This window comes from Micromonospora sp. NPDC023888 (assembly GCF_040639415.1).
In the GTDB taxonomy this organism is placed as follows: domain Bacteria; phylum Actinomycetota; class Actinomycetes; order Mycobacteriales; family Micromonosporaceae; genus Micromonospora.
Window position 1 is genome coordinate 18,053 of the sequence record NZ_JBEZZW010000042.1, and the last position, 23,570, is coordinate 41,622.

Annotated in this window: 20 protein-coding genes; 15 read left to right on the top strand and 5 right to left on the bottom strand. The window is 71.0% G+C overall.

Annotated elements, in window-relative coordinates:
• Nucleotides 1-358: 358 nt before the first annotated feature.
• From AB0F61_RS28540 to AB0F61_RS28585, 10 genes are all read left to right on the top strand, one after another.
• Complete coding sequence (locus AB0F61_RS28540) at nt 359-7,300, top strand: amino acid adenylation domain-containing protein (RefSeq protein ID WP_357815745.1); 6,942 nt, start codon at nt 359-361, stop codon at nt 7,298-7,300.
• A 26-nt stretch (nt 7,301-7,326) separates the two neighbouring features.
• Nucleotides 7,327-8,238 carry a pyridoxal-phosphate dependent enzyme gene (locus AB0F61_RS28545; RefSeq protein ID WP_357815748.1) on the top strand — a complete coding sequence of 304 codons (912 nt, stop codon included), beginning with the start codon at nt 7,327-7,329 and terminating at the stop codon, nt 8,236-8,238.
• A gap of 30 nt (nt 8,239-8,268) precedes the next feature.
• Complete coding sequence (locus AB0F61_RS28550; protein ID WP_357815750.1) at nt 8,269-9,204, top strand: fatty acid desaturase; 936 nt, start codon at nt 8,269-8,271, stop codon at nt 9,202-9,204.
• 256 nt (nt 9,205-9,460) lie between these two features.
• Nucleotides 9,461-10,015 (top strand): RNA polymerase sigma factor, encoded by a 555-nt coding sequence (locus AB0F61_RS28555; protein WP_357815753.1) that lies wholly within the window; start codon nt 9,461-9,463, stop codon nt 10,013-10,015.
• A complete protein-coding gene (locus AB0F61_RS28560) occupies nt 10,012-10,749 on the top strand; it encodes a hypothetical protein (RefSeq protein WP_357815755.1) in 738 nt (245 codons plus the stop codon). The genes AB0F61_RS28555 and AB0F61_RS28560 overlap by 4 nt, the downstream gene beginning before the upstream one ends.
• A 62-nt stretch (nt 10,750-10,811) precedes the next feature.
• A complete protein-coding gene (locus AB0F61_RS28565; protein ID WP_357815837.1) occupies nt 10,812-11,492 on the top strand; it encodes an ATP-binding cassette domain-containing protein in 681 nt (226 codons plus the stop codon).
• Nucleotides 11,493-11,509: 17 nt separating this feature from the next.
• A complete protein-coding gene (locus AB0F61_RS28570; protein ID WP_357815758.1) occupies nt 11,510-12,946 on the top strand; it encodes a hypothetical protein in 1,437 nt (478 codons plus the stop codon).
• Nucleotides 12,943-13,620: a hypothetical protein gene (locus tag AB0F61_RS28575; RefSeq protein ID WP_357815761.1), complete on the top strand. Its 678-nt coding sequence runs from the start codon at nt 12,943-12,945 to the stop codon at nt 13,618-13,620. Before AB0F61_RS28570 ends, AB0F61_RS28575 begins: the two co-directional genes overlap by 4 nt.
• A 297-nt stretch (nt 13,621-13,917) precedes the next feature.
• On the top strand, nt 13,918-14,724 hold the full coding sequence (locus AB0F61_RS28580) for an alpha/beta hydrolase (RefSeq protein ID WP_357815764.1): 807 nt from the start codon (nt 13,918-13,920) through the stop codon (nt 14,722-14,724).
• Nucleotides 14,725-14,807: 83 nt separating this feature from the next.
• Complete coding sequence (locus AB0F61_RS28585; RefSeq protein ID WP_357815767.1) at nt 14,808-15,968, top strand: SpoIIE family protein phosphatase; 1,161 nt, start codon at nt 14,808-14,810, stop codon at nt 15,966-15,968.
• Between the two features lie 11 nt (nt 15,969-15,979).
• Here the strand turns inward: AB0F61_RS28585 and AB0F61_RS28590 are convergent, their stop codons facing one another.
• On the bottom strand, nt 15,980-16,471 hold the full coding sequence (locus AB0F61_RS28590; protein WP_357815770.1) for a MarR family transcriptional regulator: 492 nt from the start codon (nt 16,469-16,471) through the stop codon (nt 15,980-15,982).
• Between the two features lie 39 nt (nt 16,472-16,510).
• On the opposite strand from AB0F61_RS28590, the gene AB0F61_RS28595 reads away from it, so the two are divergent.
• Complete coding sequence (locus AB0F61_RS28595) at nt 16,511-17,131, top strand: disulfide bond formation protein DsbA (protein WP_357815772.1); 621 nt, start codon at nt 16,511-16,513, stop codon at nt 17,129-17,131.
• 39 nt (nt 17,132-17,170) lie between these two features.
• Here the strand turns inward: AB0F61_RS28595 and AB0F61_RS28600 are convergent, their stop codons facing one another.
• The gene (locus AB0F61_RS28600) at nt 17,171-17,731 is read right to left on the bottom strand and encodes a hypothetical protein (protein ID WP_357815775.1); all 561 of its coding nucleotides are present in this window, start codon (nt 17,729-17,731) and stop codon (nt 17,171-17,173) included.
• Nucleotides 17,692-18,408: a DUF899 family protein gene (locus tag AB0F61_RS28605; RefSeq protein WP_357815778.1), complete on the bottom strand. Its 717-nt coding sequence runs from the start codon at nt 18,406-18,408 to the stop codon at nt 17,692-17,694. The genes AB0F61_RS28600 and AB0F61_RS28605 overlap by 40 nt, the downstream gene beginning before the upstream one ends.
• 137 nt (nt 18,409-18,545) lie before the next feature.
• Between AB0F61_RS28605 and AB0F61_RS28610 the strand changes: the two genes are divergently transcribed.
• Nucleotides 18,546-19,466 (top strand): RNA polymerase subunit sigma-70, encoded by a 921-nt coding sequence (locus AB0F61_RS28610; RefSeq protein ID WP_357815782.1) that lies wholly within the window; start codon nt 18,546-18,548, stop codon nt 19,464-19,466.
• 513 nt (nt 19,467-19,979) lie between these two features.
• Nucleotides 19,980-20,048 (top strand): hypothetical protein, encoded by a 69-nt coding sequence (locus AB0F61_RS28615; RefSeq protein ID WP_357815839.1) that lies wholly within the window; start codon nt 19,980-19,982, stop codon nt 20,046-20,048.
• Nucleotides 20,049-20,101: 53 nt separating this feature from the next.
• On the opposite strand, the gene AB0F61_RS28620 is transcribed toward AB0F61_RS28615, so the two are convergent.
• Nucleotides 20,102-20,422, bottom strand: a complete 321-nt coding sequence (locus tag AB0F61_RS28620; protein ID WP_357815785.1) for an STAS domain-containing protein — start codon at nt 20,420-20,422, stop codon at nt 20,102-20,104.
• Nucleotides 20,423-20,767: 345 nt separating this feature from the next.
• Here AB0F61_RS28620 and AB0F61_RS28625 point away from each other — a divergent pair, with 345 nt between their 5' ends.
• Nucleotides 20,768-21,211, top strand: coding sequence for a DUF6766 family protein (locus AB0F61_RS28625; RefSeq protein ID WP_357815788.1), 444 nt, complete (start codon nt 20,768-20,770; stop codon nt 21,209-21,211).
• 363 nt (nt 21,212-21,574) lie between these two features.
• On the opposite strand, the gene AB0F61_RS28630 is transcribed toward AB0F61_RS28625, so the two are convergent.
• The gene (locus tag AB0F61_RS28630) at nt 21,575-22,795 is read right to left on the bottom strand and encodes a GAF domain-containing SpoIIE family protein phosphatase (protein ID WP_357815791.1); all 1,221 of its coding nucleotides are present in this window, start codon (nt 22,793-22,795) and stop codon (nt 21,575-21,577) included.
• A 196-nt stretch (nt 22,796-22,991) separates the two neighbouring features.
• Here AB0F61_RS28630 and AB0F61_RS28635 point away from each other — a divergent pair, with 196 nt between their 5' ends.
• Nucleotides 22,992-23,426, top strand: coding sequence for an ATP-binding protein (locus AB0F61_RS28635; protein ID WP_357815794.1), 435 nt, complete (start codon nt 22,992-22,994; stop codon nt 23,424-23,426).
• Nucleotides 23,427-23,570: the final 144 nt, after the last annotated feature.

Sequence of the window (23,570 nt, forward strand, 5' to 3'; positions counted from 1 at the left end):
TCAAACAACGGCTTCGTGTCCACCACCACAGCGACCCGTTGCGCGAACGATCGACGGTGACCTGCCGCCCGGCCGATCACGAGGGCCGTGGTGAACGTTCGCACCGGCGCTCGAATCGGTCATGCGACTCCTCCTGCGCCGGCGAGTTCACGCGCAGTTCATCGCAACCGGTCCACGTCACCGGTGTTCCCGCAGGCGGCGGCAGCGTTGGCCGGTGGGCCGTGGCGTTCACCAGGTGAACGCGCCCGTGATCAAGGTCCTTCCGGGCGTCGGCCGGTGTTCATCCGCGAACCTCAATTGGTCCCTAGGGTCTTGCGCCGGCACGCCTTTCGCTGTCTGCGACACCCGGGAGCCCTTCATGAGTCAGGCCATCGACATCCGCACCTCGCCGGTGGGGGAGGGTCCACTGTGGCAGGCGATCGTCGCGCAGGCCCGGCGTCGGCCGGCGGCTGCGGCGGTGGTCGACGGCGCGGGTGACCTGACCTACGGGGAGCTGGTTGCCCGCGTCGAGGAGCGGGCCGCGGAGTTGACGGTGGCCGGGGTGTCGGGCGGCGACCTGGTGGGGCTGTGTATGCCGCGCAGCCGGGACGCGGTCGTGGCGATGCTGGCGGTCCTGCGGGTGGGCGCGGGCTATGTGCCAGTCGACCCGGCCTATCCGGCGGCGCGTCAGGAGCTCATCCTCGCCGACGCGAGGCCCCGGGCGGTCATCACCCCGGACGGCGTCGCCGCGACGGACCCCCTGCTCGCAACGGAAGCACCCGAAGCGGCTGGCGCGGGAGCGGCGTACGTCGTGTACACGTCCGGGTCGACCGGGCGGCCCAAGGGCGTGGTCGTGCCGATGTCCGCGCTCACCGCGTTCTGCGCCGCCGCCCGGCAGCGCTACCAGCTCACCGCCGCCGACCGCGTCCTGCAGTTCGCGTCGCTGAGCTTCGACGCCAGCGTCGAGGAGATCTTCCCGGCGCTCACCTGCGGGGCGGCCGTCGTGCTGCGCGACGATGACATGATCAGTCGCCCCGACCTGTTCCTGGACCGCTGCGCGGGGCTCGGCATCACCGTGCTGGACCTGCCGACCGCGTACTGGCACGACCTGGTCGCCGCCCTGGACCGCGCCGAGGCGACAGTGCCCGCCACGGTCCGGCTGGCGATCATCGGGGGTGAGGCCGCGCGGCCCGACGCGGTGCGCCGGTGGCAGCGCGCCGCCGGCCCCGGGGTACGGCTGCTCAACACCTACGGGCCGACCGAGGCCACAGTCGTCGCCACCGTCGCCGACCTGACCGGCTGGTCCGGCGACGCGGTCCCGATCGGGCACCCACTGCCCGGCGTCACCTGTCGCGTACTGGCGGCTGACGGTGCCGAGACCGCCGACGGTGAAGCCGGGGAGTTGGCGATCAGCGGGGCCCAGGTCGCCACCGGGTACCTGCGCCGGCCGGACCTGACCACCGGGCGGTTCCGGCCGGGGCCCACCGGCCGCGAGTACCGCACCGGGGACCGGGTGCGCCGAGCCGCGGACGGGTCGCTGGAATTCCTGGGCCGCCTCGACGAGCAGGTGAAGATCCGTGGTTTCCGGGTGGAGCCGGGGGAGATCGAGGCGGCGCTGCGGACCGCGCCGGGCATCGGGGACGCCGTCGTGGTGCTCGGTGAGCGGGGCGGCCAGGCGCGGCTGACCGGGCACGTGGTGGCCGCCCGCGGGATCGACCTGACCGCGGTCCGCGCCGCCCTCGCCGAGGTGCTTCCCGCGTACCTGGTCCCGGCGGCTCTGGTGCGCCACGACCGCCTGCCGCTCACCGTGCAGGGCAAGGTCGATCGACGGGCGCTGGCCGCGGTTGTCCCGGACGGTCCGGTCGTGGACACCGGCCTCACCCCGGCACAGCGCGCGGTGGCCCGGATCTGGACGGCGGTGCTCGGCATCCCACAGGTACGCCAGGACGACGACTTTCTCGCGCTCGGCGGCGACTCGCTCGACGCCGTACGGATGATCAGCGCCCTGCGGCACGAGCACGGCGTGGAGCTGACGCTGAGCCGGCTGTACGCGGCGCCCACCCTGGCGGAGGTCGCGAACCTCGTCCCGAGCGCCGGCACCGGCGGGGCGGCCGAGACGGTCGCCGTGGCCGAGGGCGCCGCGGTGGCGCTGAGTTCACTGCAACGGGACTTCTGGGTCGCCGAGCAGGTCTGCGCCGACCTGCCCGCGCACACCCTGGGCATCCGCTACCGCTTCGCCGAGCCGGTCGACCCCGCCGCGCTGGCCCGAGCCCTCACCGCGCTGGCTCGCCGACACCCACTGCTGCGCGCCCGGTTTCCCGACGACGGTGCCGAGCCGCGAATGGTGATCGGCTCCGAGGCCCTGCTCGAGCTGGTGCAGGGGGAGCCGGTCACGGCGACGTTCGACCTCGCCGCCGGGCCGCTGGCGCGGGCGTACCTGGGCACCGACGGTACGGAGCTGGTTCTGGTCGTGCACCATCTGGTGTTCGACGGCTGGTCCGCCACTGTCGTCGGGGAGGAGTTGGCCGCGCTGTACCGGGCCGCCCGTACCGGTGCGGAGCCCGACCTGGCCCCTGCCGTCGCGCTTCCCGATCTGGCGGCGCGGAACGCGGCCGCCCGCTCCGACGTCGAGCTGCGGGAGTACTGGCGACAGCGGTTCGTCGACGCGGACCTCGACCTGGAACTGCCCGCCGACCGGCCGCGCCCGGTGGCCCGGTCCTTCGCCGCCGCGCGGCTGACCCGTCACGTCGACCCCGCGCTACTGGAGCGGCTGCGCGCCTACGGGCGAGGCGAGCGGGCGAGCCTGTTCATGGTGGTGCTGGCCGGGATGCAGGCGGTCCTCGCCCGCTACACCGGCCGAACCGACGTGACAGTGCTGACTCCGGTCGCCGGGCGCACCGGAGCGGGCGAGGACGCCCTGGTCGGGCCGCTGCTCAACATCCTGCCCCTGCGCGGCGACGTGGCCGGCGCACCGACGTTCGCCCAGCTCGTCGCGCGGGCCCGCGACGCCGTCCTGGCCGACCTCGACCACCAGACGCTCGCCCTGCCCGACCTGGTTGACGCGTTGGCGCGCCCCGCCAGCGGCAACCGGAACCGGGTCAGCCCGGTGATGCTCACCGTGCACAACACGCCGGCGCCGCGCGACGCGGCCATCAGGTACACCGGGGAGCTCGCGCCCGCCGCCACCATGGTGGACCTCGCCGTCGGCCTGGACTTCCCGGCCGACGGACCGCTGCTGACCATCGACTACGCCACCGAACTGTTCGACGAGGCACGGGTGGCGGCGCTGGCCGACCATCTGCTCACCCTGCTGGCCGCCGCCGCGAGCGACCCGGGCACCGAGGTGCTCCGCCTGCCGCTGCTGACCGCCGAGGAGCGGCACCGGATCCTGCACGACTGGAACGACGTCGCGGCACCCGTGCCGGACGCGACGACGATCCACGAGCTGTTCGAACGGCACGCCGCGGCCACCCCCGACGCGCCGGCGCTGACGTTCCGCGGCGACACGATGAGCTACGGCGACGTGAACACGCAGGCCAACCGCATCGCCCGGCGATTGCGGGCCGCAGGTGTCCAACCCGGCGACCGGGTGGCGATCTGCCTGGACCGGGGCCTCGACCTGTTCGTCGCCATGTGGGGCGTGCTCAAGGCGGGCGCGGCCTACGTGCCGCTCGACCCCGCCTACCCGCGCGAACGGCTCGACTACATGCTCGCCGACAGCGGCGCAGCCGTGCTCGTCGACGCCGCGTACCTGCGGGACCCGCTGCCGCAGGACGGCAGCGACCTGCCGCCGGCCGCCGCGGCGGACGACCCGGCGTACGTCATCTACACCTCCGGCTCCACCGGCAAGGCCAAGGGCGTCGTCGTGACCCACCGCAACCTGGTGCACGCCGCCGACATGTGGCAGCGCGCCTACGACCTGCGTCCGGAATGGACGTACCAGCAGGCGGCCAGCTTCTCCTTCGACATGTTCGTCGGGGAGACGCTGCGGGCCCACACCACCGGCGGGCGGCTGGTCGTCGTGCCCCGGGAGACGCTGCTCGACCCGGCCGAGCTGTACGAGCTGATGCGCACCGAACGGGTCGAGTGCACCGAACTGGTCCCGGCCGTGCTGCGCGGGCTGCTCGCGCACGCCGACCGCACCGGCGCCGGCCTTGCCTGGCTGCGGATGCTCATCGGCGGCGGCGAGAAGTGGCACGTGCACGAGTACGAGCTGGCCCGCCGACTGGTCGGGCCGCACGGCCGGGTGGTGAACGCGTACGGCGTCACCGAGGTGACAGTCGACAACGTCTGGTTCGACGGCTCGGCGGCGCACCTGCCCGCCGAGGCGCCGCTGCCGATCGGGCGCCCGTTTCCCCGCAACCGCGTGTACGTGCTGGACGCCCACGGCGAGCCCGTACCCGCAGGTGTCGTCGGCGAGCTGTACCTGGGTGGAGCCGGTGTCGCCCCCGGATACCACAGCCGACCCGAGCTGACCGCCGAACGTTTCGTCGACGACCCGTACGCCCCCGAACCCGGGGCCCGCATGTACCGCACCGGCGACGCGGCCCGCTTCCACGCCGACGGCACCGTCGACTTCCTCGGCCGCCTCGACGACCAGGTCAAGGTCAACGGTTACCGGATCGAGCTGGGTGAGGTGGAGGCCGCGCTGGGCGCCCTGCCGGGCGTCGCGTCGTGCGCGGTAGCCGTGCACACCCCGACCTCGGGTGTCGCCCGGCTGATCGGATACGTGGTCACGGCGACCGGAGAGGAGGCCGAGGAGGCCGCGCTCCGCGACGCGCTGGGCCGTACCCTGCCCGTGCACATGGTCCCCGCCCGCGTGCTGACCCTGAGCGCGCTGCCGTTGACACCCAACGGCAAACTCGACAGGCGCCGTCTGCCCGCGCCGCCGCAGACCGGTGCCACCGCGACCGGCCCCGCGCCGGGGACACCACGGGAGAGGGCGATCGCCGAGGCGTGGTCCGCCGTGCTCGGTGTCGCCGACATCGGTCTTGACGACAGCTTCTTCGCCCTCGGCGGGGACTCGTTCGCGGCGCTGAAGGTGGTCCGGCAGATCACGCCCGCGCCCACGCTGCTCGACCTCTACCAGCAACCGACCGTACGTCGACTCGCGGCACTGCTCGACAGCCGCGCGGAGAGCCCGCCCGCCGAGCGGCGGATGCTGCACCGGCTCACCCCACGCGACGCGGACCTCGCCGCCGGTGGCATGACCGTCGTCGCCGTCCCGTACTCCGGTGGCAGCGCGGTCGCCTACCAGCCGCTTGCCGACGCGCTGCCATCCGCCTGGGCACTGCTGGCCGTCGAGCTGCCCGGGCACGACTACGCCCGCCCCGACGAGCCGCTGCTGCCCTCGGCCGAGGTTGCCGAGCGGGTGCTCGTCGAGCTACAGGAGATCAGCGGACCGGTGCTGCTGTACGGCCACTGCCTCGGCGTCGCCGTCACCATGCAGATCGCGCGGCGCGCCGAGGAGGCGGGCGTCGAGCTCGCCGGTGTGGCGCTCGGTGCGGGCTTCCCGACAGCCCGGCTGCCGGGACGGCTCTTCGACTTGTTCTACCGGTTCGTGCCGGCCGACGCGTTCACCTCGGACCGCGAGTACCTGGCCTACCTGCGGGGCCGCGGCGGCTTCACCGATGTGGACGACCCGCAGCAGCAGGCGTTCGTACTGCGCAACGTCCGGCACGACGCCCGCGACGCCGAGGAGTTCTTCACCGCCGCCTACGGGGGGCAGGCCGCCAAACTGAAGGCTCCCGTACTGGCCGTCGTGGGCTCGCGCGACCGGGTGACCGAGCACTACCAGGAGCGCTTCCACGAGTGGGAGCACTTCGGAGCGGGCGGTGTGCGCCTCGCGGTCCTGCCCAAGGCCGGCCACTTCTTCGTCAAGTCGCACGCGCGGCCGCTGGCCGCCGAACTCGTGGCGTTCGCGGGCGGCGCGACGACCGAACCGGTGCACCAGAACCACCAGGCGGGGCCGGCGCCCAGTCTCGCGCGCTTCGCGACGGTCGCCGCCGGTCAGTTCCTGTCGATGATCGGCAGTGGGCTCAGCGCTCTCGTGCTCAGCATCTGGGTATTCCAACGCACCGGATCCCTCACCGACTTCGCCGTCGTCAACGCGATCGGCCTGCTGCCCGGCATCCTCGTCGGGCCGGTCGCCGGCGCGGTCGCCGACCGCTGGGACCGGCGACGGGTGATGCTCGCCAGCGACACCGTCGCGGGCCTGTCCATGGTGCTGCTGGCCCTGGTGGTGTTCGCCGGTGGCGGCCTGCAACTCTGGCAGATCTACCTGGCGGTGTCGGTCACCTCGATGGCTGGCGCGTTCCAACGGCCCGCCTACCTCGCGGCCGTCGCCCAACTGGTGCCCAAGCGGTTCCTCGGGCACGCCACAGGCATCAACCAGCTCGGTGTCTCGGTCGGCACCGTGTTCGCCCCGCTGCTCGGCGCCGGCCTGATCGCCACCGTCGGCGTTTCCGGCGTGCTGCTCATCGACACCGCCACCTTCGCCGCCGGGGTGCTGTCCCTCCTGCTCGTACGGTTCCCGAACCTGATGTTCCGCCGGCGGGAGGAGACGTTCCGCACCGAGATCGCCAACGGCTGGCGCTACATCGTCCGCCGCCCCGGCCTGCGGGCCGCACTGCGGTTCTTCATCGTCGACCATGCCTTCTACACGCTCGGCTTCGCCGTCATCACCCCGATGCTGCTCATCGAGCAGAGCCCGGCGGTGCTCGGTCTGGCCCTGGGCGCCGGGGGCGTCGGGGGGCTCGCCGGCAGTGTCGTCATGGGCGTCTGGGGCGGAACCGTCCGCCGCGCCCACGGCCTCATCCTCTTCATGGGCCTGGCGAGCATCGCGATGACAGTCGTCGGGCTCGGCGCCGGCCCGGCCTGGGTGATCGTGGGCATGTTCCTGCTGACCTTCGGCGAGTCGCTCGCCGAGGGTCACTGGATAGCCGTCGTGCAGACGAAGGTCGGCTTCGAGTTGCAGGGCCGCATCCTGTCGATCTTCATCTCGCTGATGATGCTCACCATGCCGGTCGGTTACCTAGTGGTCGGCCCTCTCGCCGAACGGTACGTCCAGCCGCTGCTCGAACCCGGCGGCGCTCTGGCCGGCAGCGTCGGTCAGGTGCTCGGTACCGGCCCCGGCCGCGGACTCGCGCTGCTGGTGACCGTCAGTGGCCTGCTGCAACTCGCGTGGGCCGTGCGGGGCTGGCTCGACCGCCGGCTGCGCCTGCTCGAGGACGACCTGCCCGACGCCCTGCCACCCGCCGAGATCGGCTCCCGCGACGACCTGCAGCGCGCGGCCGACGCCGCCCTGCCCACCGCCCGCTGACACCCTCCCTCGCGAAAGGCCGCCACGTGTCCGTCGACACCCACATCGAGCATCCCATCGATGCGTACGGGACCCCCCTGATCGACGCGCGGGACCTCGTACCCGGCGCCCGGATCCTCGTCAAGGACGAGACCCGGTACGCGTCCGGAAGCCACAAGGAACCGGCGGCACGCCAGGTCGTCGCCCGGGCGATCGCCGAAGGTCGACGGCGCATCGTCATCGCCACCTGCGGCAACTACGGGCGCGCGATGGCCATGGCCTGCGGTGCCATCGGCATGCCCTGCACCGTGGTGCTGCCCGCCGGCTGGAGCGACGGCGGCGCCTTCATGCGCTCGGCCGGCGCGGACGTGCACCTGATCGACGGCAGCTACGAGGACGCGGTCGACGAGTCCAGGCGACTGGCCGCCCTCGACGGCGCGATCGACGGCAACGTCGACGGACCCTACGTCGAGGCGGTGTTCACCGGCCACGGCACCGTCGCCCACGCCCTGCACGCCGAGCTTGACGAACCGCCGGCGGCGCTGTGGATCCCGGTCGGCAACGGCACCACAATCATCGCCGTACACAGGGCGCTGGGTCAGCTCGGGTGGGACGTGCCGCTGCACGGCGTCGGCTCGGCCGGCAACAACCCGCTGGTGACGAGTTGGCCGGGACCGTACCGGATGCTCGACCCGGACGGCGTCACCACGACCGACCACAACCAGCCGCTCGTCAACTGGCACGCCCTACAGGGCCCCGAGGCCCTCGACGCGATCAGAGCCAGCGGCGGTGCCGTGCACGCGGCCACGGACGACGAACTGCTCACCGCGCGGCACCTGCTCGCCGGGTACGGAGCCCAACCCACCGCCGCCGGCTCGGTGGCCCTGGCCGGGCTGCTCGCCCACGCCCGCGGCACCGCGTTGACCGGAACCCACGTCGTCCTGCTCAGCGGCCGCTGATCCCGCCCACACCGCCTGCGAGGAAGAACCATGACGCTCACCGTCGCGCCCGCGTCCGTCCCCACCCCCGCGCCCACCCTGCTGTTCGCCCGCGCCCGCACCACCGGCGCCGACGAGCGTGTCTTCCTCGGCAAGCTCGGCGTCCTGGCCCTGATCACCGCGGCCGGGGTCACCCTCGCCCTGCGCCCGGAGCCGGTCGCGGTCGTCGCAGGCGTGCTGCTGCTGGCCGCCATGTACACCCACGCGGTCGAGCTCCAACACCAGGTGCTGCACCACTCCGCGTTCCGCAGGGCCTGGCCCCACCGCCTGGTCGGGGTGCCACTCGGCCTCCCACTGTTCGTCGTCTACAGCCACTACCGGGTACGGCATCTGCAGCACCACCGCTATCTGGGCACCCCGCACGACACCGAGTTCTTCGGGTTCGACACGCGCCGACCGCTGACGCTCGCCACGCTGCTGCGCGGTTCGTTCGACTACCACCGCGTCCTGGTCGTGCTACGCGACGTCGTCCGCAGCGCGGCCGGCCGGTGGAACTACGAGTTCGGTGACATCAGCCCGAAGATGCGGCGGCACGTCGTGCAGGAGCACCTGCTCCTGGGCGTCGCGGTTCTCGCCGCCGCCGGTCTGGCCCTCGCCGGTCTCGGCGAGTACGTGCTGCTGCTCTGGGTGCTGCCGGTCGTCGCCGCCGTGCCGATGCACTTTCTCGTCGAACTGCCCGAGCACATTCTCTGCGACACCGAGACGACGAACGTGCTCCACAACACCCGTTCGATCCGGGGTAGCTGGTTGAGCACCTGGTACACCAACGGCAACAACCTGCACATCGAGCACCATGCCGCGATGAGCGTACCCATCAACCAGCTCCCCGCCCGGCACGAGGAAACGAGGCGGCTCGCCACACACGTCGAGCGGACGTACGCCGACTTCTACCGCAAGCTGTGGCAGGCGCTTCGCGCCCCCGAGTAGCGGCGAAACGCGGCCGACGCTCGACCTGGCACCGACGGAAGATCCCGGTCCCGAGCACCGCCGCTGTCACCACCACCAGTGATCACGACGAACGCCCGGGTCCGACGATCAGCGACAGCGCCTGCCGGACACCCGCACCCCGGCCCTCAACACACCGCGACGGGGGTGACAGCACCCCGGGAGGGTCGGGTCCCGGTTCCCACATCGCCTGGATGGTCAGTGAACCGATCCGCGCCGAAGCGCAACAGTAGTGGCGATGGAGAATGACGATCTGATCGCTGCGATGGCCGGCGGTGACGACAGCGCGCTGCGGGAGCTGTTCGCGCGGCACGCCCCGTGGCTTGCTGTTCGGCTGCGCGCGGCGCTGCCACCTCCCGACGTGGAGGACGTCCTGCAGGAGACCTTTCTGGCCGCCTGGCGGGGAGCCGCGGCGTACCGAGGGGAGGGTGCCGGCGGTTGGCTGTGGGGGATAGCCCGCCGACAGGCCGCGCTGTGGCTGCGCCGACGAGGGCGACCCGAACTGCTGCTCGCCGCCCTGGCTGACACCGATGACCGACACGTCGCGGACCCGGCTGACGCGGCGCTGTCCAGGGTCGAGCTCGCCGACGCGGTGAAGGTGTTGGGGCCGGCGGGCAGCCTGCAACGCGAAACCTGGCGGCTGATGTACGTCGAGGACAGGTCCGTGGCTGAGGTGGCCGAGTTGATGGGTGTTCCCGCGGGGACGGTGAAGAGCCGCGCGTACCAGATTCGCCGGTTGATGCGCGCCGCTCTGCGGCGCCACGAGCCGGCCCGCGACGGAGGTGGGCAATGACCAGCGGTGACGGGACGCGCCAGGCCCAGGAGCGCCGGGAACGGAGCACTGTGCCAGACGACGTCGATTTCGCTCGGGTCTGGGTCGGGGTTGCCGCGCAGGTGTGGCGTCGCCGTCCCGGGTTGGTGGAGCGGCTTGCGGGGCATCTGCTGCGCTCGCCGGGCCTGGCCCGGGCGTTGGTGACGACGCCGTCCCTGCTGCTCGGGTGGGTCATCGCGACGGCAGTGGTGCTGCTCGCCGGACTGCTCGCCACGTTGAGCACCGGAACGCCGTACGTGGCCCTCCTCGCTCCCGCGGTCGCCGCCGTGGGCATCGCCTTCGCCTACGGCCCGGGGATCGACCCCGCGTGGGAGCTGTCGTGCAGCATGGCGGTCAGCGATCGCATGGTGCTGCTGGTCCGGGCGCTGGCGGTGTTCGGTGTGAACGCGGCGCTCGGGCTGGCCGCCTCGGCCGCCTCGGGATCGGCCACGACGGTCACGCTCGGCTGGCTGGTCCCGATGACCGCGGTGTGCGCGCTGGCCCTCGCCGCCGCGACCGTCGCCCGGTCGGCGAACGTGGGCGTGGCCGCGGGGCTGCTCGGCTGGACGGTCACCGTCCTGTCCGGGCAGGTGGCCGCCGGCCGACTCACCACCGCGGTCACCGACACCGCGCTGTGGCCTGCCTACCTGGCGTTCGCCTCCTGCTGTGCGGCGATCGTCGTCTACTCGACCCGGACACCGAGAGGAACGTCATGAACGTCGAGATCGAGGATCTCACCCGGCGCTTCGGCCGCACCGAGGCCGTGGCCGGCGTGACGATGCGGACCGGCCCGGGGGTGTTCGGCCTGTTGGGACCGAACGGGGCGGGAAAGACATCGCTGTTACGGATGATGGCCACGGTGATCTCACCGACCTCGGGTCGGATCCGGTTGCTCGGCCGCGACCCCGGCCAGTACGGGCAGCGCCGGGAGATCCGGCGCCGGCTCGGCTACGTGCCACAGCACCTCGGCTACTACCCGCGGTTCACAGTCGTGGAGTTCGTCGAGTATTTCGCACTGCTCAAGGAGATGCCGCCGACGCGCGTGCACCACGCGGTCGCCGCCGCGGTCGAGCGCGTGGGCCTGGGCGACAAGGCGACGGCGAAGCTACGTACGCTCTCCGGTGGGATGCTGCGCCGAGTGGGGATCGCGCAGGCCATCGTCAACGATCCCGAACTACTCCTGCTCGACGAGCCGACCGCCGGCCTGGATCCCGAGCAGCGGGTGGCGTTCCGGGCTCTGCTGCGCGACCTGGGGCAGCGCGCCACCGTCATGGTCAGCACGCACCTCGTCGAGGATGTCGGTGCCGCATGCACCGAGGTAGCGCTGATGGACCGGGGAAAGATCGTCTTCCAGGGCACGCCGGAGGAGTTGGCCGCGCGCGCCGAGGGAACCACCGCGGCCGGCGATGCTCCTCTTGAGCGCGGCTACAGCGCGGTGCTGGCGCAGGCGCGCACATGAGCACCGGATCGGTAGTCGTGCCAGTGCCGGACGAAACGACCCGCCGTACGCTCCCGGCGCTCACCGCGACGAGTGGGCTGCTGCGGCTGGAAATGCGCCGCAGCGTGATGCTGTGGATGCTGCCGCTGGTCGCCACGCTGTTCTGGTTCATCACGTACCGGCCGAGCATGGCGTACCCGCCGCTGTGGAACGTCCGGGCCATGTCCATGCAGACGACCGCCCTGTCGGTCTTCGCACCGACGGTGGTCGGCGCCGCCGCCTGGCTGGGCTGGAGGGAGCGCCGCCACGGCATGACCGACCTGCTGATCGGTACGGCCCGGCCTCGGTGGTCGCGCCAGCTCGCGACCTGGGCCGCGACCACCTGCTGGGCGATCGTGGCCTACCTGGGCTGCGGGGGTGTCCTGTACGGGGTGACCGCGTGGCAGGGCGCCTGGGGCGGGCCGTTGTGGTGGCCGGCCGTGGTGGGCGTCGTGAGCATGCCGGCGTTCGCCGCGCTCGGGTTCGCGGCCGGGGTGCTCCGCCCCAGCCGGTTCACCGCCCCGCTGGTCGCGATCGGCGTGTTCCTCGCGCTGCAGATCAGCCTGCAGTTCATTCACGGCGACGACTCGTACTGGCAGATCTCGCCGCTGGTGGCCGGCCCCTGGGAGATCGGGCCCGACACAGGTGTGGCGACCTTCTACCGCTACCTGCCCGACCTTCCCATCGCGCAGGTGCTGTTCCTCGCCGGCCTGACCGCGGCGCTGCTGGGCACCCTCGGCCTACCCGGCGACGCCGGCGGACGACGGCTACGTCGGTGCGCGGCTGTCGTCACCGCGGCCGGGCTGCTGACGACCACAACCGCGGTTGCGCTGGCGGGCACCGGCCGGCTCGACGCCCACGGCATGATCGCCATCCCGCTACTGCACGACGAAGGCGACGACCGTCCGCTGCGCTACACGCCGGTCTGCAACCACACCCCGATCCCGGTCTGTCTGCACCCCGCCTCCGCCGGCTACCTGCCCTCCGTGACGGCAGCCCTCGAACCGGTGCTCACCGAACTGGCGGGCCTGCCCGGCGCGCCGGTGCGGATCAGCCAGGCCGCCGCGAGATACGAACAGGGGCCCGACAACCGCGTCAGCATCAGTCGGGCTGGGCCTCCCACGAGTGGCACACCACAGGTGTTCCACCTGCTCCTGCCTCACCAGACGGCCACCGCCGAATTTGTTGCCGAGCTACGTGTGGACGCCCTCCAGAGCATCGTGAACAGCGTCGTCGGCGGTGGCCGCAACGCGAGTCCCGCGCAGCAGGCGGTCACGGAGGCCATCCTCGGCACCTCCACCCTGGCGCCCGGTAGTCCCGCCGCCGCGGCGGCACAGCGGCTCGCCGCGCTGCCGGCCGCTGCTCGGCACGCGTGGCTCGTGGAGCACGTCGCGGCGCTGCGAGCGGGCCAGCTCACCCTGGAGCAACTGCCGTGACCGGGGGCGAAACCCGTCATCGCCCGTACGTGGTGGCGCCGGGTGGGGCGATGCGGGCGGCGCTGCGGTTGGCTCGCCTGCACCTGGACAGTCGCCGCGTCCCGGCGGCCTTGGCGGTGGTGGCGGCCTGCGCCGTCGGACTGCGGGTAGCCCTGCGGTGGCAGTGGGAGGCGTACGGAGCGCTGCAGTTGCCGCTGATCTTCGAGACCGGTTGCGCCGTGGCCATCGCGGTTACCGCCACCAGTCTGCTCGGCGAGCCGGAACGCGTCACCGGACGCTGGCTACCGTTGCTGCGGCTGTCCACCACGCTGGCGCTGACCGTCGCCGCCGTCGGTGCCCTGGCCGTCGCTGGAGCCGGTGCACACCTGGCCGGCGGCACGGTAGAGGTGCTGCGCAACCTGGCCGGGCTGGTCGGCATCGGCTTGCTGTGCGCCGCCCTGCTCGGCGGTGCCCAGGCATGGGCCGGCCCTACCACCTACCTCGTGATCTCCCTCTACGCGCTGTACACGCAGTGGCACGGGCCGGCGCTGACCACGCCGTGGCTGTGGCCCGCTCGACCGCCGTACGACCTCGGCGCGGCCGTCTGCGCGGCCCTGGTGTTCAGCGCCGGAGTGGCGCTCATCGCGGTCCGTGGAGCCCGTGACACCGGTCCGGAGACCGCACGCAGCGGATGATCGGGAGAGTGAGCGGGGGTCCCGCAGGACGTCGTTGAAGCCCGTGGTCCGGGTCTGGTGACCTTGGGCTGATCGGGTTCCATCCGGTGCGCGCGGGCGTGGTCGCGACGGCTGCGGTGCCGCTGATGTACGCGACGGCGATGGCCGCCGGTGCGCTCATCCGGGCTCTCGTCGCAGAAGCTATCCGAGGGCGCGACCCGCCCCTCGGCGGGTTCGCCCGACCGTCCGTGTCACCCGGCGATCACCCGGCTGAGCTGGCGCTTGGTTCCCGAGGTGCGGGTGGTGGAGGATAGGTGAATGCGTGTGTGGGACCGCAACAATGTGAGGCTGGCCGGTCGTGCGGAGGGCCCTACCGTCGTGCTCGCGCACGGCTTCGGTTGTGATCAGCACATGTGGCGTCACGTCGTCAGCGAGATCGGCCAGTGGGCCCGGGTGGTGTTGTTCGATCACGTCGGATCCGGCAAGGCTGACCCGGCCGCCTGGGACGCCGACCGGTACGCCTCCCTGGACGGATACGCCGATGACGTGCTCAGCATCTGCCGGGACCTGGACCTCCAGCAGCCGATCTTCGTCGGGCACTCGGTCAGTTCCAGCATCGGGGTCCTCGCGGCGAACCGCGAACCGGATCGCTTCTCCGGGCTGGTCCTGGTCACCCCGTCACCGTGCTACATCGACGACGAGACCTACCGGGGCGGTTTCACCCGCGACGACATCGACGACCTGCTGGAGTCACTCGACAGCAACTACCTCGGCTGGTCGTCGAGCATGGCGCCGCTGATCATGGGCAATCCGGAGCGGCCCGAGTTGGGCGAGGAGCTGACGGCCAGTTTCTGCCGGACGGATCCCGCGATGGCGCAGGTCTTCGCCCGTGCCACGTTCCTGTCCGACAACCGTGCGGACCTCGCCGCGGTGAGCGTTCCGACTCTGATTCTGCAGTGTGCTCAGGACGCCATCGCGCCGCCCGAGGTCGGTGCGTTCGTGCACGCGCAGATCGCCGGTAGTCAGCTCGTCACACTGGATGCGACGGGGCACTGCCCGCAGTTGAGCGCGCCGGAAGCGACGGCTGCGGCGATCACGTCGTTTGTCAGGGCCGCCTACCGATGACCGCCACTGGGGGGCGTGATCCGCACGGCCCCGGTCCCAGCGATGACGGAAGCGCCCGACCGAGCGAGGTGGGGTTCTCTGCGTTGCTGGAAGACGACCCCGAAGACCTGTACGAGAATGCGCCCTGCGGGCACCTGTCCACCCGCCTGGACGGCACCATCGCGAAGATCAACGGCACGCTGCTGGCCTGGCTCGGCTACCGACGTGAGGAACTCGTCGGTCGGCGCCGTTTCAGCGACCTGCTCACCGGCGGGGGCCGGATCTACCACGAGACTCACTTCGCGCCGATGCTTGCCATGCGGGGCGAGATCGGCGGTGTCGCCCTCGACCTTCGCACGAAGGACGGCGCTCGCATGCCGGTCCTCGTCACCTCCGTCGTCAAGGCTGGCAGCGAAGGGCAACCGCAGCTCATCCGGACGGCCATCTTCGACGCCACGATGCGCCGCTCCTACGAACGAGAGCTCCTCAATGCCCGCAGGGCCGCGGAACGCGAGGACGAACGGCTACGACAACTCGTCGGCAAACTGCAGCGCAGCCTCCTCCCGGCCGTGCTGCAAACCCCGCCGGGGCTGGAGAGCGCCGCGTACTACCGGGCGGCCTCCACCGACGAAGTCGGCGGCGACTTCTACGACCTGTTTCCCCTTGAGGATGGCCGCTGGGGCTTCTTCCTGGGCGATGTCAGCGGCAAAGGCGTGGAAGCGGCAGCCGTCACCGCCCTGGCCCGCTACACGTTGCGGGCCGCGACCGTCTACAACCCCGACCCCGCCGCCGCGCTGCGCAACCTCAACACCGTGCTCTGGCAGGAGTACCGCCAGGACGCGCGTTACTGCACCGTTGTCTCAGGCATCCTCACACCCACGCCGACCGTTGGCGGGTTCACCGCCGTCATCGCCAGCGGTGGGCACCCCGAACCACTGTTGTTGAAGGCCGACGGCTCGGTCCACTACCACCCCACGAAGGGCCGTATCGTCGGGGCCTTTCCGAACTCCCGATACACGAACGCAACCGTCGTGGCGAACCCCGGTGACACGTTGCTTCTCTACAGCGACGGACTCACCGAGGCTCGTTCCGCCACCAGCGAGACTGCCGATGGCCGCTACGGAACGGCGGCCCTCGCCCGATTCGCCCACTCCATCGCGCCCACCAACGCCACCACCGCCGTCGCCGCGGTCACCGAGCTGCTCGGCACCTTCGGCGCCGGTCTGACCGACGACACCGCCATCCTGGCCATCAGCGCACCCTGAGCAAGGATGACTCAGGCACCCACGGCGCGGGTCAACGTCGCCAGTAGGCGCTCGAGCGCCGCGCGGTCGCTGTCGGTGAGGCCACGCAGGATGCTCGCCTCGTTGCCCAGATGCTCCTCGATCAGCCGGTCGATCAACGTCATTCCGGCGGGGGTCAACGCCACCACTCTGCCGCGCGCGTCGGATTCGACCACCGAGCGTGACACGAGCCCTCGGGCGACCAACCGGTCCACCCGTTTTGTCACGGCCCCGGTGGTGACGAGCATCCGTTGGCTGAGCTGCCCGGCCGTGAGCGCGTACGGCTCACCCTCCCGACGCAGCGCCGCGAGCACGTCGAACTCACCGTTGCCGAGGTCGGCGGCGGCGAACGGCGGCCGCAGGGCCGTGTCGAGGAGGGCGGCAAGCTGCTGGATCCGGCCGATGATCAGCAGCGGGCTGGGGTCGAGGTCCGGTCGCTCACGTCGCCACTGACAAACGATCTGGGTGATCCGGTCGCCATCCACTGTTGCATCTTACCTTCCACGGAAGGTAAGTTTTCTTCCATGGAAGATAAATTCGACGGTGGGTTGGTGGTCACGGCGTACGTGGACCCGTCCTGCCCGTTCGCCTGGATCACCTCGCGCTGGCTGGTGGAGGTGGCGCGGATGCGTCCGATCGATCTGCGGTTCGAGGTGATGAGCCTCGCGGTGATCAACGAGCATCGCGAGCTGGAGCCCTGGTACCGCGAATTCAACGACCGGGCGTGGGGGCCGGCGCGGGTGTGCACGGCGGTATCCGCCGAACACGGTCCCACCGCCCTGGCGAATCTGTACGCGGCGCTCGGCCGCCGGATCCACGACGAGGGCGACAAGGATTTCGACGCCGTCATCCCGGCGGCCCTGGCCGAGGCGGGCCTACCCGCCGATCTGGCCGGGGCCGCCCAGCGCGGCGACGTCGACGCGCGGATGCGGGCGAGCACCGCCCGCGCACAGCAACTCGTGGGCGAGGACCTCGGCACCCCGACGGTCGTGGTCGACGACGTGGCGTTCTTCGGCCCCGTGCTGACCTCGATCCCGCGCGGGGACGAAGCTCTGCGCGTCTTCGACGGCGCCCGTCTGCTCGCCGCCTGCGGAGCCTTCTCCGAACTCAAACGCGTCCGGGCCGAGGGCCTCAGTTTCGCCTAGCACTCCAACGTCACTTGATCTGCCGGCTGGCTTACTCGGCTAGCTCATGAAGAAGATCATGGCCGCGACGCTTGCCCCCATGGTCAGGTGCTCCCAACGGAGCAGGTCCGTGATCGGTCGATTGCGCAGCCGGACGAGTGCGGCCGCCATCCAGCAGAGGTAAGCCGCCGTGGCGGCGCGTAGCAACACGAGCGCCGCGTCATGGCCGGTGACGGTGCCGTGGTCCATCCGGGGCCCGGCGGCCATGTGGTGGATAGCCATCGACCCGCCGTGTTGATGCATCAGCACGGCGAGCGCCATGAGCACGGCCCCGGCCGTACGGTGCCACTCCACCTCCGAGCCGCGCTCGGTCGGACCGCTGGTGACGAGTGCCACCGCGAAGGCGAGGAGCAGCAGCGCGCCCGCGTACTGCACAACCGGTGCGGCGTCGAGGGTCACCGCGACCATGACAGCCACCATCGCACCCGCGAGCATCCGGGCCCTGCGGGACGCGCCCGCCCGCGGCACGACGCAGCAGCAGGCCGACACCGCGGCCGACCCGAGCATGATCATCTCGAGCGTCAGGACGTCACCGCCGTCGTAACGCCGGGGCGTGACCATTGGGCGGTGGGGCGGCCGTTGAGCCGCCACGGGTGACCACTGACCCGCGGCCAACCTTGGGGTGAGTTTTCCCAGTTCTCTTGCCGGCCGTACACCGTGAGGTCCAAGGCGTGGTAGCTGGTCGTCAACGCCTCCACGCCCCGCCCGGTGGTCCAGTAGGTTTCGTAGACCTGGTCGCCGTCGCGCAGGTAGCAGGCGATGAACCCGAAGTCGCGACCGTCGGCCAGAGCCGGGTCGGAGTCTTTCGCCGAATACCAGGGGAACGGGTAGCCCATGAACTCCGCGAACGGGGCACTTTCGTCGTAGGGGCCCTGGCAGAACACGGCGTAGGTGACGTCCCGGGCATGCAGGTAGTCCAGCATCTGCATGTGACAGGTGCAGAAGGTGCACCCCTCACACTGATCCCCGTACGGTTTGCCGTCGTGCCACATGTGGAAGTAGGCGATGAGCATCCGGCGGCCCTCGAAAACCTCCACCAGCGGGGTGTCCCCGCCGGGGCCCTGGACCGTCACCGTCGGCATCAAGGTCATCGGCAGCTGACGACGAGCGGCTGCGATCGCGTCTCCTTCGCGGGTATGGGCCTTCTCCCGGACCAGCAGTTCGTTGCGCTCGCGCAGCCAGGTCTCCCGGTCGACGACCGGGGGCGTGGCTGCGCTGGACGCGGGGGTTGCCGTCATGGCTGTCTCCTTCGTGGGGTGGGGATTGGTCACAGGTACAGACGACCGAGTCGGCGATCGTCATCGGTGACCGATGACGGATGGGGTCCGCGGTCGTCAGTACGGTTGTGAGGACCACTCAGCCCCGGGGAGATCACATGTCCGACTCGCCTGACGAGCAGGCGGTCTGGCTGCAGCGCGCTTTCGACGAGCACCGGCGCGAGCTACACGTGCACTGCTACCGCCTCGCAGGGAACGTCACCGACGCGGACGACCTGGTGCAGGAGGCCTTCCTGCGTGCCTGGCGGGCTCGCGACCGCTTCGAGGGTCGGGCGTCGGCGCGCACCTGGTTCTACCGGATCGCCACGAACGTCTTCCTCGACAGCCGCAAGGCGGCCGGTCACCGGACGGTTCCGTATGGTGACCCGCTGGAGTGGTCCACCGAGCTCGGTCCCTATCCAGACGCCCTGTTGGCCGACGATCCGCAGACCGATCTCGCCGCCCGGGAGACCGTCGAGCTGGCCCTGATCGCAGCGCTCATGTACCTGCCGCCGCGGCAGCGGGCGGCCTTCGTGCTGCGCGACGTCTACGGCTGGACGCCGCAGGAGATCGCCGGCGCGCTCGACACCGCCGTAGCGGCCGTCAACAGCCTCCTCCAGCGGGCCCGCCACACCCTCCGGCGGCGCGCTCCGTCGGACCCACAGGACTGGCGCCGCCCGCAGCTCACCAGCGAGGACGAAGAGATCCTGCGCCGCTACGCCAACGCGAAGGACCCGGAGACGGTCCGGGCACTGCTCGCCGAGGACGTACGGATCACGATGCCGCCCGAGCCGCCGGTCGTCGGGATCGACGCGGCCGCGGAGTTCCTCGGCCGACCGCTCGACTGGCGTACCTTCCCCACCTCGGCCAACGGGCGCCCGGCACTGATCAACTATCTCCGCCGGCCCGGGAGCCCGCACTATGAGGCGCTGGTCGTCGACGTACTCCGGATCGAGAACGGGAAGATCGTAGAGAGCAACGCCTTCATCGGTGCCCGCCACGTCGCCGCCTTCAGCATGCCCGCCACGCTCGAGCCCTAGACGAGTAAGTCTCAAGTTAAGTGGCCGAGTCTGCGCTGGTAGTGGGATCGCCGGGCTCGGGCTTGGGATGTTCGTCGCCAGGTGGACCAGTGCAGGGTGTGCGCTGGGGGTAGTGGCAGGGCGAGGACGAAGGCGTTGAGGAGTCGACGGATCTCGGCGACGGTCAACGCGATGATCTCCGGGTCGGGGTCGGGCTGCTGCGCAGTGGTGGCGGCGAGGATGGTCAGGACGGCCAGGGCGAGCATGGCCAGGGTGATGAACCGGTGCCAGCCGGTCCAGCCGCGGACCTGGTAGTGGTCAAGGCCGACCTGGCCTTTGCCGGTTTGGAACAACTCCTCGACGCTCCAGCGGGATCCGGCGACGGTCACGAGGGTGTGCAGCGGCACCAGGCGAGGTGACCAGCACAGGTAGAAGGCCAGCTCGCCGGTGGTTCGGTTGCGGCGGATGAGCAGCCACCGGTGACACGTAGGCCAGGAACACCGCGACCTGGCCGCGCAGATCGGGGTGTCACAGATGCACGTCTCCCGGCTGCGGACCCGCGCGCTGGCCAAGCTGAGGAAGCAGTTCTCGGTCACCCCTTGAGGGGTGGGCCGGTGCCCTGCGGCCGGAGGGCCATCACCGGTGTCCTGGCGACATCAGGTGGTGTCGCCAACCCCGCTGAACCGGAAACTCCGCAGGGCGCCGGTCGTGGCGAGGATGTAGGTGACGCACGGCGCGGGGTCACGCAGGAGGACAGCAGCCCTGGCTTCGGTGGCGATGTCCTGGGCCTGAAGCAGCGCGCTCACGCCGTGTGCGCCGAAGAACCTCACCGCGGACAGGTCCAACGCGATCACCGGCACAGACTGGCGGCACACGAACCCCACCAGCTCGGTGAGCAGGTGTGCGTTGCTCATGTCGACCTCACCCGAGACGGTGATCAGTTTGGCCGAGCCGTCGTCGGTCAAGGCCAACGACATGATCGGCTCACGGAGCCTGTCGCGGTCCACCGCGGTGGCAGGTCGGGGCGTTCGACCGGTGCGAGATATGTCGTCGGTCAACATGGCGCCTCCGCTTCCGTGGGGCTGCCCGCCGTCGCGTGTGAATCCGCGTGAGGCAGCCGTTGGAGGGCGCGTGTCTTGACCCGGGATGGTCCCTACCCTCACGAACCTGCGGTACACGTCCCAGTTGTCGCGGGTTGCGATGTCCGAGCCGATGGCCGCGCTGCATCGACGCAGCCGTGCGGGCCTCCGGCCGCGTCGGTTTGGTACCTGGTGCTCGTGGGCACGTTCGTGGGCGTTGACCTGTAGAAATGGGGGTTTGTCATGAGCGCAGGAGGCACGACCACCGGGACACATTCGTCGGACGGCACGGCTGGGCAGAACGGCCGGCGCTCCATCCGGCGTGGCCGCCCCGAGGGGCCGCCATTTCGTAAGCCGAGATGGCCGAAGGCGTACGCGTTCGCGCTTGTCACCGGCGCGCTGTTCCTCCTGTCCTGGGTCGGCCAGTTCTTCTTCCAGATGACCGTGGAGAGTAACGAGGCCACCCAGCACGGGCAGGCGTTCTCGTGGGGCGAGTTCCTTCCCCAGTTCTTGTCGTCGACGCTTGAGAATTGGCAGTCTGAGTTCCTCCAGTTGATCTGGCAGGCCGCCGGTCTGGCTCTCTTCTACTACTGGGGCTCGTCGCAGTCGCGGGAGTCGGACGAGCGGATCGAGGCCAAGCTCGACGCCCTGCTCCGCGAGCGGAACCTGGACCCGCAGAACCCGTGACGGCCCGGGTACCGTGCTGCGGCACTTCCGTCAGGACTGCCACAAGCCGACCGCCTTTTCCCCCGCAATCCCGGCAGCCAGGTGGGGGTGAGCAGCTGGCGCTGGATGTGTCGCCACCGCGTTGGCCGGCCGTGCGACGGTGACCTTGACGCCATAGCCTGGGGCCAAGCTGGGGCGCGGTTCGCGACAAACGTCCCGGTCAGGCCCCGGCCGGTAAAAAGATCCCGGCCGGGGCCGCCCCGCCCGCCTGGTTGTGGGAGCAGCGGGATGGCCGTCAGCGACAGGGATCGGGCGCCAGCGAGCCGCAGCCCGCGGAGGTGGACGATCTCGCGGCGAAGCTGAGTGATCTGGCCCGGACGTTGGTCAATCCGATGGTGATCGACGGCGGATGACGAGCAGGGCGATGTCGTCGTTGGGATGCTCCTCGGCGGTGGTGGCCATGATGTGGTCGCACAACGCCTCGGCTGGCCCGGACCGCACGGCGTCGGCGAGGCGCTCGATGCCGGTGTCGATCAGTTCGCTGCGACGTTCGACAAGCCCGTCGGTGTAGAGGACGAGCGCCGCGCCCGGCGGTAGGTCCAGGACGGTGGTGCGGCGACTGGCTGATGGTCGGCCCACGCCGAGTGGCCGGTCCACGGTCAGGTCGACGGGCCGGGTGGGATGGCCGGGGATGGCCAGCAGTGGTGGTAGATGGCCTGCGGAGGAGAGGTACACCGTCGCGCGGTCGGGTGTGATGAGGGCGTAGACGGCGGTGGTGAGGGTGCCCGCTTCGAAGTGGTAGATCTTGCGGTCGAGGGAGGTGAGCGCCTGGGCGGGGTCCTCGGAGTCGAGGGCGTAGGCGCGTAGCGCGCTGCGGATGCGTCCCATGACGACGGCGGATGGCAGGCCGTGGCCGGAGACGTCGCCGATGACGGCGCCGAGCCAGCCCGAGGGCAACGTGAACACGTCGTACCAGTCGCCGCCGATGCCCAGGTCGTGGCCGGGGATGTACCGGGCGGCCAGGTCCAGGCCGGGGATGTCGGGTAGCCGGCCTGGTAGCAGGCTGTGTTGCAGGGCCAGCGCTGCCTGCCGGTCGAGGACCTGCGCGTGGGCCCGACCCGCGAGGCTGGCGCGATCGGCGACGAGCTGCAACAGCCGCACGTCGTCGGGACCGAACTGACGCAGGGCCAGGGAACCGACGTGCAGCACGCCGACGAGGTTGCCGTTGACGAGCATGGGCACGCCCAGCAGTGCTCGAATGCCGGTGGCGAGCAGGATGGGATTGACCACGTCGTCGGGCGTCACGTCGTGGATCGTGACCGGCGCGCGCGTCGCCGCCACCCGCCCGGCGAAGCCGCGTCCCACCCGGATGCGGAAACCGCGGCGGACCTCCTCCTCCAGGCCCTTGGCCGCTGTCGCGACGAGCTCGCCGGTGTGGTCGTCCAGCAGCAGGATGGTCGCGGTATCGACCTTGAGTAGGTCCCGGACCCGTTCGAGTAGCTCGTCGAGCAGCTCGGTGATGTTCATCCCCGACAGGGCGGCATCGGTGATCGCCTCGATACGTCGCAGCCGCTCGTCGTTGGTCACCAGTTCGGCATCGGGCACCCAGGCAGCCTAGACGCTGGCACGCCACCGATGGCACGTCAGGAGCGAGATCAACAGTGTCGTGCCCTCGAGGTGGGGTAACTCTCGTGTCATGCTGACGCCTTGGTCGGCCGGTGAATCCGATCCGGAGAGCTATCCTCCCTCGTGCCACCGTCACGGTCACCGGCTCCACGTCCGACAGGGAGGGGAAGCAGTAGTGCATCCACCGCTCGACCAGCATGCCCCTACCGTCGGCAAGCCCTTGTTCTCCACGTCGTTCACCCTCGCGAACCTGACCGGTGTCCGTCGCGAGGTCGAGGCCGTCAGTCGCAGGTGCGGTCTTGACCACGACGAGATCGAGAACTGGGTCATCGCAATCAACGAACTGATGATCAACGTGATTCGGCACGGCGGTGGCAGAGGCGCTGTACGCCTGCTCCTGAACGGTCAGCTGACCTGTGAAGTCGCCGACCAGGGGAGGGGCTTCAACACTGCGCACTACGTTCCGCGCACCGAGCGACCGCCCCTGTCCGAAACGGGAGGAATGGGCCTCTGGGTGGTCGGGCGGATGGCCGACTACGTCCTCGTCGACAGCGGGCCCGCCGGCACGACCATCCGCATCGCGGCACGCACCAGCGACACCCGCGGCTAGCCGTCGCCGGCCGACCTTCGGCGTTGCGGTGGCTCCCCGAAGAGGGATCGGCGCACGCTGCCGTCACCAGGAGCGTGGGCGCGTCGCGCACGCCGGCTGAGGGTCCCGCAAGGCGAGTCGCCACCGGTACTTGCGCCCGAGCAG

What these genes read in the sequence shown, in the direction of transcription:
- AB0F61_RS28595 (WP_357815772.1), top strand. Translation starts at nt 16,511, where the DNA reads ATGGAAGATAAATTCGACGGTGGGTTGGTGGTCACGGCGTACGTGGAC.
- AB0F61_RS28565 (WP_357815837.1), top strand. Translation starts at nt 10,812, where the DNA reads ATGCGGACCGGCCCGGGGGTGTTCGGCCTGTTGGGACCGAACGGGGCG.
- AB0F61_RS28625 (WP_357815788.1), top strand. Translation starts at nt 20,768, where the DNA reads ATGAGCGCAGGAGGCACGACCACCGGGACACATTCGTCGGACGGCACG.
- AB0F61_RS28580 (WP_357815764.1), top strand. Translation starts at nt 13,918, where the DNA reads ATGCGTGTGTGGGACCGCAACAATGTGAGGCTGGCCGGTCGTGCGGAG.
- AB0F61_RS28550 (WP_357815750.1), top strand. Translation starts at nt 8,269, where the DNA reads ATGACGCTCACCGTCGCGCCCGCGTCCGTCCCCACCCCCGCGCCCACC.
- AB0F61_RS28620 (WP_357815785.1), bottom strand. Translation starts at nt 20,422, where the DNA reads ATGTCGTTGGCCTTGACCGACGACGGCTCGGCCAAACTGATCACCGTC.
- AB0F61_RS28540 (WP_357815745.1), top strand. Translation starts at nt 359, where the DNA reads ATGAGTCAGGCCATCGACATCCGCACCTCGCCGGTGGGGGAGGGTCCA.
- AB0F61_RS28605 (WP_357815778.1), bottom strand. Translation starts at nt 18,408, where the DNA reads ATGACGGCAACCCCCGCGTCCAGCGCAGCCACGCCCCCGGTCGTCGAC.
- AB0F61_RS28560 (WP_357815755.1), top strand. Translation starts at nt 10,012, where the DNA reads ATGACCAGCGGTGACGGGACGCGCCAGGCCCAGGAGCGCCGGGAACGG.
- AB0F61_RS28555 (WP_357815753.1), top strand. Translation starts at nt 9,461, where the DNA reads ATGGAGAATGACGATCTGATCGCTGCGATGGCCGGCGGTGACGACAGC.
- AB0F61_RS28610 (WP_357815782.1), top strand. Translation starts at nt 18,546, where the DNA reads ATGTCCGACTCGCCTGACGAGCAGGCGGTCTGGCTGCAGCGCGCTTTC.
- AB0F61_RS28600 (WP_357815775.1), bottom strand. Translation starts at nt 17,731, where the DNA reads ATGGTCACGCCCCGGCGTTACGACGGCGGTGACGTCCTGACGCTCGAG.